Raw genomic sequence first — 14,086 nt, forward strand, 5'->3', positions numbered from 1 at the left:
GCGTCGGATGGAATGCGCGCTCCGTAGCGCGATCTCGTCTGCATTCAGCTTTGCTGATCTTGAGGCTTGGGAGATGCCTTGTCAAGCATGTTCGCCCGAACGGCGTCGATATCGTGGCCCGATCAGAGCGGGGTTCGCTTCGGTGAGTGTTGCAAGCTGAAGGGATGGTCGCGCGATCCGGCGTGGAATACTTAGCGCATCGGTGCGCGGACGCTATAATGTCACGCATCTGGAAGGTTCAGGGAACGGACGACGAGGGACAACGCTAGGGAGCGGCAGGCACTGGGGCGACTGAGAAGAGCGAGTCTTGTCAACCATGATTGCGAGCGTCCCGAATTCGGGAGCCGCGGCCGACCGGGGCCTACGCATGATGCATTCGTCGTCGCAACACCGGGACGATTCGCCCGCCTCTCTCGCGCCGCGACGGATGCGACCTGCGCTGGTCGCCCGAATCGACCCCGATTTGTGCACGGGCTGCGAGGCCTGCTTTGCCGTGTGCCCCGTCGGGTGCATTGTGCTCGACCGACACGACGACGCATGCGGGTTCGTCCGTCGCGTTTGTCGCGTGATGGAAGAGCGGTGCATCGGTTGTCGTTTGTGCATCCGCTTGCCGAGACCGCGAGAGACAGGTTATCTTTTGCGCATCTGTCCGTGGGAAGCGATCGACATGGTTCCGTTGTCGGACGTCTCGTGACGTCCTGGATTCGCGAGTCCTTTGGCTTGGAGGGATATGATGAATACCGGCCTTCGAATTGCAGCCGCCTTGGGATTGGCGGGAGTTCTCTCTTGGGCGATCGCCGCAGGGTCCGTCGCCGAGGAGCCGACGAAAGGGGAAACCATGAGCTATGCCCAAGCACGGGACTATCTGGTCCGTCATACCAAGGTCTTAGAGCTGACGAATGAACACGGCGCGAGAGTCTTGGTTTGCCCGGAATGGCAAGGCCGAGTCATGACCTCGACTTGCGGCGGTTTGGAAGGGTTGAGTTTCGGGTTCATCAACTCGGGCTTCATCGATGCCGGTCAGCCCAACCCGCACTTCAACAACTACGGCGGCGAGGACCGATTTTGGTTGTCTCCCGAGGGCGGCCAATTCAGCCTTTGGTTCGCCAAAGGGGCGGAACAGAATCTGGACAACTGGTTCACTCCGCCGGCTTTGAACGAAGGCGCTTGGCGGGTGATTTCCGGCCCCAACGACCCCTTCTATCGCATGACCCGGCGGATGAAACTCGTGAACGCGTCGGGTACGGAGTTCGAGCTGGATGTCGTCCGCGACGTCCGCCTGCTGAACGGCGATGACATGACGCGGTTGTTCGGGCAAAGCGCCGCCGCGCAGTTGCAACAGGCCGGCGTCAAGGTCGTCGGTTACGAGACCGTCAATCGCGTGATCAACCTTGGGCCGCAGTGGACGCGCGACGGCGGACTGATGTCCATTTGGGTCCTGGGGATGTTCAACGCCGGCCCGCAAACGGTCGTCATCGTTCCGTACCGCCCCGGCGACGAAAGCGAATTGGGGCCGATCGTCAAATCCGACTATTTCGGGGCCGTTCCGCCGGAGCGGTTGAAGGTTCTTCCCAGCGCCATTCTCTTCCTGGGCGACGGGAACTACCGATCCAAGATCGGTACGTCGCAGAAACGGGCGAGAAACGTCGCCGGTTCAATCGATTTCGTCAACGGCGTGCTGACCTTGGTGCATTTCACCATGCCGGACGACCCCACCGCCCATCCTTATATGAACAATATGTGGGAATTGCCGCAAAAAGAGCCTTACGTGGGCGACGTCGCCAACAGTTATAACGACGGACCGGCCGGACCGGACAAGCCCGGACTGGGGCCGTTCTACGAAATCGAATCGCTCTCTCCGGCGGCCGCCCTGCCCACGGGCGGTCGCTTGGAGCACTGCCATCGAACCGTCCACGTGCAAGGCGATTACGCGGTGCTCCAGGCCGTGGCGAAAGACGTCCTGGGAGTCGATCTGGACGAAGTTCGCGACACCATGTTCCCCAAGTAGTCCGTGAATTGAATGCGTCATGCGGCAAGCTCGCGGACGCCGCCGCGGGGAGATGAGATCGCGATCGTGGAGCGGGCTTGCCGGATTCGTGGTTCATCGCCACAATCAAAAACGGAGATCGCACGTTCCGCGATCATGGAAACAACGGACGGGCCGAGCCGTATACTCCCCAAGCCCCAGGTGGCCGGCGACGTAAGGATGCGTCGCGGCGTAGGGAGGTTGCGGCTCGGCTTTTTTTCTCATTCGCGCATCGCACGGAGGACGGAGTCGTCGCGGCTCGAGAGTTCCCCATTCCACTCGCCCGCTCGGTCGCAGCTCGGTGACGCACGGTGATCCGCAAGGACCGTCCCATGTTGCAACGCATTTTGGAAACGGAGGCCATGGACGGCGTGTTGGAGGCGGAGGAATACGACGCCATGGATCACGGCGAGGTGAACGATCGCTTCGTGCGGGACTTCATGGCGGCGGGGGCATCGGCGGATTGGACGCTTGATTTGGGCACCGGAACCGCTCTCATTCCGCTCGTGTTATGCGCGCACTTGCCCGACGTTCGCGTCGTGGCCGTGGATTCCGCGGGCGAAATGCTCCGCGTTGCTCGGCGGAACATCGCGCGCAAGGGGCCCGGCGGTTGTATCGTACCGGTTCGAGCGGACGGCAAGCGGCTGCCCTTTCCCGACGAAGCTTTTCCGCAAGTGATTTCGAACAGCATCGTTCATCATTTGGCGGAACCGGCGTGCCTGTTTCGGGAAGCATGGCGCGTCCTTCGGCCGGGCGGCATCGTGTTCTTCCGTGACCTCTTTCGGCCGCCCGACGCCGCGACCTGGCATGTTTTGGTGGAACGCTATGCCGGGAACGCCACGCCTCATCAGAAGAAGATGTTCGCCGATTCCTTGCATGCCGCGCTGACCGTGGAAGAAGTCCGCGAGATCGTTTCTTCCTTTGGTTTGAACCAAGACTGCGTCCAAGCAACCAGCGATCGACACTGGACATGGATCTGCCGAAAACCGGCGGTGTGATTACCCGGCGGGTATCGGCCGGAAGACGGCCCGCCCTACGCCGCGTCGTCGTCCGACGAAGTCCGGTTCGGCGTCATTCGGCTAGGCTTGCCAAGGATTGGGCCAGTCTCCCCAATGCTCGAGATAGAGGCGGCAGGCGGAGTCGCGTTGGGACCGCTCCTCGATCCACTCGCGAGTTCGGGCGACGATCTCGCGTTCGTTTTCCAGGGTCAACTCGCCCACGAGAACCCGCGTGCGGAGAAAGATGAAGTAGGTATCCAGAACGTCGCACCGGCAGTAGGCGTTGATTTGTTCGAGCTGTCCGGCATCGAATAGGTCCTGGACCATGTAGCCGGCGACTTCCATTTTCCCCGGTTTGCCGAGCAGATTTGCCGCCAAATTCAAGCCGCCGACAAAGCGGGTGGAGCCGAAATTGGTCAGCAGCTCGCACAGATCCAGGTGCGACTGGGTGTTGTATCGGTTGCGCGGCTGCCCGCCTCCGCGCGCGGCGCTGCTGCGGAACCAACCCGGCACGCTCACCCCGAAGCGAAAGGCGGCAAGCTCAAGAAGCGGGATGTCGAACGCCCGGCCGTTGAATGTGACCAACGTCGGCTGTCCGTACTTCTCCCAACCCCGCCAAAAGTGCTCCGTGATTACGTGGGGGCGAAATTGAGGTTCATCCAGCACGACCAGATCGAGTAGCCGAAAATCGGCGGCCACCTTGGCGATGGCAACCGACACCGGGACTTGGAACGTGTAGGGAATGAAGTCGCTGTCGTATTTTTCGATCAGCTCGCTGCGGTAGCGTGCCACGGCCTGCTCGGGCGAGATGTCTTCGGTCGGATACCGGAGCTTCGCCACCAGTTTCGGGTCGGCCACACTCTCCACGTCGAACACGAAATAGCGAACGTCTTCGATCATGTCGCGTGCCTTTTGCCGGTGGAAAGCCGCGTTCGCCCGCCCTCAATCGAATTGGGGGCGAAGCGCCGCCAAGCGCCGTTCGGTCTCGGCCATCAAGGCGTCTTCGTCGGCCTCGTTTTCGGCCTGATAGGTTACGGAAAACCGCAGATAGGCCCCTGCATCGTCCCACGGCACGGTGACGATGGAATGTTCGGTGATCAGGAATTGAGAGACCTCTTCGGCATTGGCGAATCGCTTGCCGGCGACGACCAAGGGTGCCGGAGTGTAAAGGAAATACGTTCCGCCCGGCATTTCGCAGCGGAAGCCGCATTTGCGAAGCACGGTCACCAACTTGGCCAGCCGGCGATGATACTTGGCACGAACGCGCCGTGGGATATCGGGGTTGTCGAGGGCGGCGATCCCCGCCTTTTGGATGGCGATGAATTGCCCCGAATCGCTGTTATCCTTGATGTCGGCGAAGGCTTGCACGATCTTGCGGTGGCCGCAAACCCAACCCAAACGCCAGCCGATCATGTGCCAGCCCTTGGACAGCGAATGCACCTCGACCCCTACCTCCCGCGCACCCGGCGTCTGGAGGAAACTCAGCGGGGGAGCCTCGTAAGTGAGCATCCCGTGGGCGGCGTCTTGCACCACCACCAACCGGTTGTCGCGAGCGAAATCCACCACTCGGCGGAAGAAATCCGGCGTGGCCGTCCTGCCCGTGGGGCTGTTGGGATAATTGATCACCAGCATCTTGGCGCGGCGCAACACGTCGCCGGGAATGGAGTCCAAATCGGGAAAGAACCCGTTCTCCGGCAGAAGCGGAAGCTTGTACACCTGCCCGCCGTAGTAACGGGTGTGCGTACCCGCCACGGGATAGCCGGGCACGGTCATCAGCGTAACGTCGCCCGGATTGATGAAGGCCGCGGGGAGCATCGCCAAGGCCGTCTTGGAACCGATGCAGTGATTGATTTCCGTCTGCGGGTCGAGTTCGACGTCGAACTCCCGTTTCATGAATCGAGCGACCGCCTCGCGGAAGGCGGGGATGCCATTGTCGGCATAGCCGCGGTTTTCCGGCTTGTGGATCTCCTCAGCCATCACGCGGCGGACCGACTCGTCCGCCGGCTCGTCGTTTTCGCCGATGCCGAAGTCGATCAAGCGGCGTTCGGGATGTTCCGCCAAGACTTTGCGTTTGGCTCGCTTGATCTTCTCGAACTTGTAAATGTCCGTTCCCTTGCCGTACCCGGCGCCGCCGATGCGCTCGGCGAACAAGTCTTGAAAGTAAGGATCGCTCATGGCAAGCCGTGGATTGTTAGCTGCTTTCCTTCGCCGACCGGCATGCGGCCGGATCGGGAGGCTCCGTCAACCGGAACACCGCGTGACGAGATCGGTCCCCTGGGGCCCACGCCCGGTGGAAGTTGGAAACAAGACACAAGAGCAGGGCACGTCCCGCGATCGGCTTCACTCGGCCCCGCCCCCCCCGGCCGAACCAATTCAGTTTAACATTTTCCGCAGGCATCACAAGGAAAGGAGACGCGTGACGGCTGTTGCTTCCGCGGCCCCGGGGTGCGGTCACTTGGCTTAATGGTGGCACGCGAGCGCCGGCCGCCCGCGGAGGCGACCGCGCATGCCGCGCTCGGCCGTGGTAGGCTGCGGAGGGGTTCGCGCGATTACCCCTCGGATTTGGCCGAGCCGGCAGGCGGCGGGACGTGGACCGCCTTGGCAGCGGCTTCGCCCACGGCGGCCAAGGTTTCGGGAATCTCCACCCCGGCCACATCCTTCATGACTTGCATCATGGGCGGGAGGACCCTGGCCAGATCGTGTACCCAGCGGGTCGTGGCGGAGGTGCCGTCCGCGGCTTGCCCGCCGTCCCAGACCACGATCTTGTCGAACTTGATGTTCGAGATCGCTTGAGCCGAGGCGTTCACCAAGGCGTCGAAATGCTCCAGCAACAGCATTTGGAAGGCCTGGTCGGCGCCGCCGCAAGCCTCGATGATTTGCCGCAGACCCTCGGCTTTCTTGGCCAAGATTTCGTACTGCCCGCGGGCCTCCGCCTCCAACCGGGAAAAGACCGCCTTGGCTTCACCTTCGGCCTCGATGCGGCGTTTTTCAGCCTCGGCCTCGGCTTCGACGATGATGCGGGCTTTTTCGGCTTTGGCGGGGGCCTCGACCTCGGCCCGGCGCTTCGCTTCCACGCGCTCGGCTTCGGCCAAGGCGGCGCGCGCCAAGGCGCGATGCTGGGCCTCCAAGACCGCCGCTTCCGCCTCCCGTTTGCGCGTCTCGCCGAGTTGATAGGCTTCCGCTTGCTTTACCTGTAGAGCCGCTTGCGAAGCCGCCACCGTGGCCTTCGCCACGTTTTCTCCCTCGATGGCCTTGGCTTCCGCGTCGGCCAAACGGACGCGCATCTGCTGTTCGGCCTCCTTCACCAAGGAGTCTTTTTCGAAGGCGGCCGTTTGTTCCCCGACCTGTTGCTCTTTTCCCAGCTCGGCGACGCGGACGGCGCGATCGCGCTCGGCCTGGCGCGTGCCGATCTCTCGGTATTTCATCGCTTCGGCAACGCTGATCGCCTTTTCGCGTTCGGCTTCGGCGACGCGGATTTCACCCATTTTCTCGTTTTCGGCCACGTCGCCGCGGGCCTTTTGGATCGCCTGCGAGGCCGCCTTCTGCCCGATCGCCTCGATGTAGCCCGATTCGTCCGTGATGTCGGTGATGTTCACGTTGATCAGCACCAGGCCGATCTTTTTCAGCTCCGGCTCCAGCGAGTTCTGGATGTTCGCCAGGAATGCCTCGCGGTCGCGGTTGATCTCCTCGATATTCATCGAGGCGATGACCTGCCGCAATTGCCCGAAGATGATATCCTCCGCTTGCTTCTTGATCTCTTGATTGCTCAACCCCAGGAGTCGGATAGCGGCGTTCTGCATCAACTCGGGCGAGGTCCCGATCGCCACCGTGAACACGCTGGGCACGTTGACCCGAATGTTCTCCATCGAAAGCGCCCCGCGGAGGGGGATTTCGATCTGCATCGGCTCCAGGCTCAGCCAGGCATAGTCTTGCAGCAAGGGAATCACGAATCGGGCGCCGCCGTGCACGCACGTGGCGGCCTGTCCCCGGCCAGACTTTCCGTAGATCACCAGCACCCGATTGCTGGGGCACCGCTTGAATTGCTTCAGCAAGGCCACCATGCCCAGGAATAGAAAGATCACGACGAACACCACCATCAGCAAGATCCAAAACGTGGAGCTGCCGATGAAATCGCCGCTCTGGGCCGACAGCAAATCACTGGACATGGTTCGCCTCCTGAGCCTGCGCCGCGAGGGGCGCGGCCAGCACGGTGTCGGGACCAAGGATTTTCAATACGACCACCTGGGTGCCGGCGGGAATGGCATCCTCGGCGGACATCGCCAAGTATTCCATGGTCCGATTCTGCAAGTTGATGTGAATCTTGCCGCAGCCGGACTGCCGGGCCGGTATCTTCAAGTAAACCATAGCTCGCCGACCGACGGCCTGGCCGATATGGACGGTTCCTTCGCTCCGTAAAGAGGAAATGGCCCGCATAAGCCAATACACTCCATACATGGCTCCCAACCCGCACGCCGTAGCGATCAAGAGGGCATGGACGGGAGGATAGTCGGCCGCCTGAGCCGCCAAACCGGATAACCCGAAGAACGTGAGCGCGGCAACGAGCGTGCGAAATGAAACGACCTTGAACACGCCCACCGTGGAAGCGTGAGGCCCGACGCCGTGATCCGCGTGCCCGGCCCCGTGACCCGCATGGGCCATCTCCGAGACATCGGCGCCATGCATCGAGTCGGGTGTATAGGCATCCATGCCTCCGGCGGCATCGGCGTGAAAGTCCGTGCCGGTTGCGTCTCCGGAAAAGTCGCCGTGGATGTCACCGCCGATATCACCACCGCCGTCGGTGCCGTCCATATCGGCAAAGTCGGTTCCCATTCCGATGAGAGTGAGAATCAGTTGGCAGACCAAGACCGTTCCGCCAATGGCGGCGCTGATCGCGAAAATGAGCGACATGACCCACCCCCCTTGGCAGAGGCAAACTGCTGCCGTGGGACAGAAGAACAGACATCGATTTGCGGCCCGAATCCTCAGGCTCGGTTGATAAGATATTCGCCGGGCACCCGTTCATCTTATCGAACGGGCCGCGGGATTCGGCTCTTGTTTCGAGCACATTCTCGTCCAATGCACGTGGAAAGCGTACCGGTTCCCACGTGCCCTAGGCTCGATTTGGTGCCGCACGCCCGCCCCGCGCGGTGCAGGCGCTACGGGAAGCACCAATTGCTAGTCTGTCCAAATGTCGCGGATCCGTTCTTCCAGACTGGGGAAGGGCGGCAAGGGCGCGCTGGGAGTCGGCTCATACCAGAACGTGGCGCAGCACCAGTCGTCTTGCGTCTCTTGCAAGCCGTTCTTCCAGGCGATTTGCTGAATGGTGATACGGCACTCCTTTTGCCATGCAATGGGGTCGGGGAGATGCCAGCGGTACATGGAAACGAAATCTTTCTGATCCAGGGAACAGCCCTGGTAAAAGAACGGCACTTGCTGGATGCCCCAAGCCAAGCCCACATAGTCTTCGCTGCCCGTACCGCAGATGGTCGGGAAATCGGTGTCGCCGTCCATATAGACCTTGATCTCACCTTCCCCCCACCATTGCCCGGGGTGCAAGTTGCGAATGCCGATCACGGCCCCTACGTAGCGTCCCTTGTTCATGCGTTTGGGCAAGAGTTCGAAGTCCTGCTTGAGCGTTGTGGGATTTTCGCGGCGGAACAGCACGTGCAATCGCCCGACGTCTTCGGGGTGTTGGTCTCCCAATGTGTAGTCAATCTGGTAAAAGATGGGCGGTGCTCGTTCGCCTTGAGTTTCGTTGGTCAAGGTGATGCGCGCCCGTTTCGTGAACGGCATGGGCAGCCAAATGTTCATGCCGCCGGTCGGCCCCACGGAGTGGACCGACGAGAAGTAGGGCATGACCTTGCCGTGGGCGAACCCGAAGAAGTCGCCCAACGGACACTCGATGCCGGGGTGTTCTTGGCCATCCCAGTAGGCGCGGAGGACAAGGCTGCGAAGATTCTCGGGCGCGCGATCCGTGGTCAGCCAGATGTGGCGTATTGTCCCCGGCCCTTCGATGTCGCAAAGTTGGAGAGTTTCGCCGGGCTTGATGTTACGAGCAGGCGCCCCTTTGCGCCCGACTCCCAGATGGCTTGCCGCCTGGCCGCCCTTTCCCGGCTCGCCTGTGGGGTTCTCGAACGAAATCGACCGCGAAACCAACCCGGTGTCGAGCAGATAGGGTTGATGGATCACATCCGGTTGCTGTCCCGCCGCCACCGTCGCCCAGCCGAGGACCAAACCAATGCCCAGTAAGGTGAGGCTGTTCAAAACTCGGTTTCTGGACATACGTTGCTTCATGATGTCTTCTCCATGCTCTAGGACCGACAAAAACCCCCGCTTTGCACGTTGAACGGCGGCCGGCGCCGAATCGCAGGTCGTTCGTTCGGAAACTCCCATTGAGAGCAAGAGCACCGGCCGTTGTTCAGAATCAAATTGTGGCGGTCGAGCAGTCGAATTGCAAGCAACGCGATGATCGCCAGGCAGGCGGAGAGAAGCCGAGCGGGTTCGTCCGGGACGCAGTGCGGCTATCGTCGAAAGAACCATTGGCGGCTAAAGACCAGGGCGAAGATAGCCGCCATGAGCACGGTGAGAAACAGCAGGGTCCGGTCCGGTTCGATTCCCCAAATCGCCAAAAGCAGCCAGGGGACGATGAGACAAGTGAGAAAGATTAGAACGAGAAGGATCACCATATCGCGAGAGACCAACGGCTTGTCGCCGGGGGCGAGGCGGTCGATTCCCCGCTCGACCAGGATGCGGTTCAATTGCCGCTTCTTGGCATCGCGTCGAATGGTCTCGACGACCTGTTCCGCCTCTTTGCGACCCTCCAGCAGGCGGGTCAAGGCCAGGGCCGAGTCTTCCCGGCCGCGAAGATGCAGGAACACCGCCATGGCGGCTTGGGCCTGCACGTCGTTGGGATCGATTTGCAGGGCATGCTGGAGCGATCGTTCGGCATCGGACCATTGCTTCATGCGTAGCTGGGCCTGACCCAGGATGGTCCAGGCCGCGGCATCGCGAGGGAGCAGTTCGACGGCGTGGCGAGCGACCTCCAAAGCGGGTCTGGGACCGCGATGGGTGGTCATAAATCGGGCGTATTCGCGTACGATCTCGGGGTTTTCGCGGCTCAGATCGACGGCAGCCTCCCAGGCCTGTTGTGCCCGGCCCAATCGCCCCGCCGCCTCCGCCGCCTGCGCCAGCAGGAGTTGTGCGTGGAGATCGCGGGGGGCCAGACCGACTGCGTATTCCGCCTCTTCCAGGGCCTCTTTACCGCGGTCCAACCTCAGCAAGGCGTCCGCGCGCAACAACCGACCGATCAGCAGGTCGGGATATCCCGTGACCACTTGCTCGGCCAGGCTCAACGCGCGAATGGGTTGGTTCTCGTCCAACGCGGCAATGGCCTGAAGGATGCAGTTTTCGGCATCGGACCACTCCATGGGCGATCTCCCATGCCTGTGGGGGGCTCCGTCCACCCAAGGTTTCCGCGTCCGGGCCGCTGTGGGCCGCTCAGCGACTCACTACCGGCTGCAAGTCGGGCGTATCCGCGACGCTTCCTCTCTCGGAATGCGCCAACCATGGCCGCAAATCAATAGGCCGGTACGGACCGGCTGTCACGGGCGGGCTTCCCAGGGCCAAATACAATTGCCGATTCTGCGGTTCGAAAACCATCGACTGCACGGTCAAGAATCGCATGTTGACTTCGTCCAGTTTGCGCATGACATCCGAGCGTGAGACGGTTGGTAGTTCCGCCGCCTCGCGGAGGCGGGGATAGCGCGAGCACCACGTCAAACTTCGCAACTCCGGCATGCGGAAGTGGTTGGTACAGGCCAAAATACCGTCCTCAGCTTGGCGGACGGCAAGATTTGTGGGCGTAAACTCCACCACCTGCGCCTGCCGAGGATCCGCCGTCACGATACTCAACCGGGTGCTCCGCGCCGATGCCCGCAACAGCTCGGCGGCTTCATCCACGTTTCGGCAGGTCTCCAAGACTTCCCGCAGCAGCATGGTGTAAGGGACGGCCTCGTGCGCGACGAAGGGGGAACCGTCGGAGGACAGATGCACTTCGTGCACCGCCAACGCCAGTCCCGCCTCGTTGATGCCGCTGAGACACCCCACCATGCCCGGGAAGCCGATCGAGGCGAATCGCAGTTTTCCTTCCTCGGGCAGATAAACCTTGACCACGCTGAGGCGATCGAGGACGCCCACCGAAAAGAAGTCCAAATTCCGGCCGAATCGCAGGATGCCGTCGTCGCTCTTGTCGGGTAAAACTACCAGGGATGAGCAAGCGAAGGAGCGGTAGAGATCGGGAATCACGTTGGCGGCCGCAATGTCTTCGAACACCACCCGGCCGTCCGCCATCGACACCATGCCCTCGATTTCGCGGCGTTGATGTGCGGGGATTCTGGCCAAATAGGGTCGGCTTTTTTTCAAGAAGGCATCCCAACCTCCGGGATAGTGCATCAACTCCAGCAGCTTCCGCGGCGCGCGGAGCATGCCCTCGGCACTGTTCAAGGCAAAGGCGGCCTCTTGCCGTCCCCGTTCGTCGGCCGATCCCCGCAGAATGAAGATCGGCACGCCCTCGATGTAGCGCAACTCGCCTTTGCCGTAGGTCCGCGGCGGGCCGAAGACTCCATCGTCCGCGCGGACCCGCTGCGGTGACGCGAGCGGCAACAGAATCGGGAGGGTGGCTAAACAAAGTGCGATCAAGCTGAAAGAAACGATTCGTCTGCGCCCCGGAAAGATGCCTGTCATGTCATTCACCAAAGAGAGAGCATGGATCACCGAGAAGAGTAGAGGCTTCCGCCTCCCCAATGTGATGTTAGGGATCGGAGCGGACGTTTTCAAGCGAGCGGGATGGGACGTGGCCGGAGGGCGGGCCGGGCAAGGGGAGGCCGGCCGATCACGAGTTCCCGAATGCGGCGGCGGAAGCGCTGCCGCGAGGCGAACGCAGGATCAAGAGACCGTCACGCATCGCAGGCCGCGGCGGTCGGAGGCATACTTGGACACGAGCCGAATCAGCGCGTCCTTGGACAGCGGTTTGGAGGCGAAACCGTCGCATCCCGCTTGCAGGCAGCGGCTGCGGTCTCCCGCTTCGACGTTCGCCGTCAAGGCGATGATGGGGCTGTTATAACCGGACTCACGAAGGACGTGAACCGCCTGATAGCCGTCCATTTCCGGCATTTGCATGTCCATCAAGATGCAATCGAAGGGGCGAGACTCCCGGAGTGCTTGCAGTGCCGCGCGAACCGCTTCCTTGCCGTTCTCGGCCGTTTCGACCTCGACTCCCGCGCCCTGAAGAATGTGCATGAACAGCCGCCGTGTGTCGGGGGCATCTTCGGCCAAGAGTATTCGGGCGGAGAGCCGGAGGGGCGATTCGGTTCCCACGGCGGTTTCCGACTCCGTCGCCGGTGCCGCTTCCAAGTCGAACGTCGGCGAGGTTTCCCACTCCAATTCCGCTTGATGGCCGACGGGCAGCGTAAGGCGGAAACTACTTCCGAAACCGACCTCGCTGACGACGCTGATTTCGCCTCCCAGTCGTCGTGCCAGGTTGCGGCTGATGGCCAGCCCCAAGCCCGTGCCGCCGTGGCGCCTCGCCGAACCGCCGTCCACCTGGTAAAAAGGCTCGAAAACGCGCTCGAGCTGGTCGGATGGGATGCCGATGCCCGTGTCGATGACGTCGAACTCCAGGCGGCAGTCGCCGCCGTCATCCGTCACGGCCTTGACGATCAGCCGCACGGAGCCGCTTTCCGTAAACTTGATGGCGTTGCCGACGAGATTGATCAAGATTTGCCGTACGCGGAACGGATCGGAGCGAATCAACCGGGGCAGGGGCGGCCTCGCCTCCAGGAGCAGCGGAAGCCCCTTGGCGTCGGACTTGACCCGCAAGAGGGAAAGCACGTCGGCGGCGACGCGAGTCGGCGAGAACGCCTGAGTCTCCACCGCCAATTGACCGGCTTCGATCCGCGCGATATCCAGAAGATCGTTGACAATCCGCAGGAGGTATTGGCCGTTGCGAAGAATGGTCTGGATGGCGCCGATGCGTACGGGGGGAGCCTTCGAGACATCTCCCTCGACGAGCAGGGTCTCGGCGTAACCCAAGATGGCCGTCAGAGGCGTCCGCAGTTCATGGGTCACGTTGGCGAGGAATTGATCCCGGACGGCGAGGGCGCGTTCAGCTTCCGCGCGGGCCGCTTCCAGTTCCCGATTCACCCTTTCCAAGTATGCGGCATGCTCGCAGACGGCCGCTTCGGCTCGCTTCTTATCCGTGATATCGCTCAACAATCCCAAGCCGCCCACTTGCTTTCCGAACCGGTCGTACACGGGGTGCACCGCCGCCAAGAGGACGCGGATTTCCCCGTCGGGCCTCGCGACACGGAGTTCGTACGCCCCGGAAATGCCTCGTCGTCGCCGTCGGAGTTGTTCCCGAAAGGATTCGTGGTCGTCGGGCGGGATGAACTCCCAAGCCGGCCTTCCGAGAACTTCACCGGGTGTGCGGCCCAGAATGCGGCACAGATGGTCGTTGATCGTGCGCACGCGCCCGTTGCGATCCACCATCGCCATGGCGGCATCGGCGAACATGACGGCCTGCTCGCCGGCGCGGACGTCGAGGGCATCGAACAGGGTAATATCGGAGTGTGCCCCCTCGCACAGCCGTCGTCCGACCAGCAGAATGGCGGCGAATACGGCAAGCCAAATCAACCCCAGACTGGAGACCGCCGCCGGGGAGTTCAGGCCGGGATCGGCCAGCGCGATCCCCAGCATCGCAGCGGCGACCAGGCAGGTCCAAATCAGGGCCGTCGCCCAAATGAACCTTCGCCCAAACAATTGCCGGGGCAGATTCTCTTCGTTACTAGCAGAGCAAGCGGAGCCGTTGGTCAAAGAATTCCCCCCTCTGAACCTACCTCTCCCGATTCCGTTTCACAGGTGGCCCGAAATCACGAGCCGCGCAACTTCCACAATCAAATGTCCGCAAGACCTCGGCACGCCGGCTTGTGTAATCCGCCCTCATTGCCAAAGCATTCCGGTATCTTCCGAAAGTATAAGTTCTAAAAACGGGTATTCTCGCTCAAAT

General features: G+C 61.9%; 11 protein-coding genes. 3 read left to right on the plus strand and 8 right to left on the minus strand.

The genetic code is table 11. The annotated features are described in order from the left end of the window. Window positions 1–427: 427 nt before the first annotated feature. The 3 genes from ACZ5B4_RS16130 to ACZ5B4_RS16140 all read left to right on the plus strand — a co-directional run bounded on the left by ACZ5B4_RS16130 (window position 428) and on the right by ACZ5B4_RS16140 (window position 3,024). A complete protein-coding gene (locus ACZ5B4_RS16130) occupies window positions 428–694 on the plus strand; it encodes a 4Fe-4S binding protein (RefSeq protein ID WP_464914038.1) in 267 nt (88 codons plus the stop codon). Window positions 695–733: 39 nt separating this feature from the next. Further along, complete coding sequence (locus ACZ5B4_RS16135; protein WP_464912257.1) at window positions 734–2,008, plus strand: DUF6786 family protein; 1,275 nt, start codon at window positions 734–736, stop codon at window positions 2,006–2,008. A 350-nt stretch (window positions 2,009–2,358) separates the two neighbouring features. Beyond that, window positions 2,359–3,024 (plus strand): class I SAM-dependent methyltransferase, encoded by a 666-nt coding sequence (locus ACZ5B4_RS16140; protein WP_464912258.1) that lies wholly within the window; start codon window positions 2,359–2,361, stop codon window positions 3,022–3,024. Between the two features lie 81 nt (window positions 3,025–3,105). On the opposite strand, the gene ACZ5B4_RS16145 is transcribed toward ACZ5B4_RS16140, so the two are convergent. From ACZ5B4_RS16145 to ACZ5B4_RS16180, 8 genes are all read right to left on the minus strand, one after another. Further along, window positions 3,106–3,924, minus strand: a complete 819-nt coding sequence (locus ACZ5B4_RS16145; protein WP_464912259.1) for a 3'-5' exonuclease — start codon at window positions 3,922–3,924, stop codon at window positions 3,106–3,108. 42 nt (window positions 3,925–3,966) lie between these two features. Then, window positions 3,967–5,199 (minus strand): LL-diaminopimelate aminotransferase, encoded by a 1,233-nt coding sequence (locus ACZ5B4_RS16150; RefSeq protein WP_464912260.1) that lies wholly within the window; start codon window positions 5,197–5,199, stop codon window positions 3,967–3,969. A gap of 374 nt (window positions 5,200–5,573) precedes the next feature. Beyond that, complete coding sequence (locus ACZ5B4_RS16155) at window positions 5,574–7,190, minus strand: flotillin family protein (RefSeq protein WP_464912261.1); 1,617 nt, start codon at window positions 7,188–7,190, stop codon at window positions 5,574–5,576. Next, window positions 7,180–7,932: a hypothetical protein gene (locus ACZ5B4_RS16160; RefSeq protein ID WP_464912262.1), complete on the minus strand. Its 753-nt coding sequence runs from the start codon at window positions 7,930–7,932 to the stop codon at window positions 7,180–7,182. The genes ACZ5B4_RS16155 and ACZ5B4_RS16160 overlap by 11 nt, the downstream gene beginning before the upstream one ends. A 267-nt stretch (window positions 7,933–8,199) precedes the next feature. Next, window positions 8,200–9,318, minus strand: coding sequence for a glycoside hydrolase family 172 protein (locus ACZ5B4_RS16165; RefSeq protein ID WP_464912263.1), 1,119 nt, complete (start codon window positions 9,316–9,318; stop codon window positions 8,200–8,202). A 227-nt stretch (window positions 9,319–9,545) separates the two neighbouring features. Next, complete coding sequence (locus ACZ5B4_RS16170; protein WP_464912264.1) at window positions 9,546–10,451, minus strand: tetratricopeptide repeat protein; 906 nt, start codon at window positions 10,449–10,451, stop codon at window positions 9,546–9,548. A gap of 70 nt (window positions 10,452–10,521) precedes the next feature. Then, complete coding sequence (locus ACZ5B4_RS16175; protein ID WP_464912265.1) at window positions 10,522–11,766, minus strand: C45 family autoproteolytic acyltransferase/hydolase; 1,245 nt, start codon at window positions 11,764–11,766, stop codon at window positions 10,522–10,524. 201 nt (window positions 11,767–11,967) lie between these two features. Further along, on the minus strand, window positions 11,968–13,893 hold the full coding sequence (locus tag ACZ5B4_RS16180; protein ID WP_464912266.1) for an ATP-binding protein: 1,926 nt from the start codon (window positions 13,891–13,893) through the stop codon (window positions 11,968–11,970). Window positions 13,894–14,086: the final 193 nt, after the last annotated feature.

The sequence above is a fragment of the Thermogutta hypogea genome (assembly GCF_055386265.1).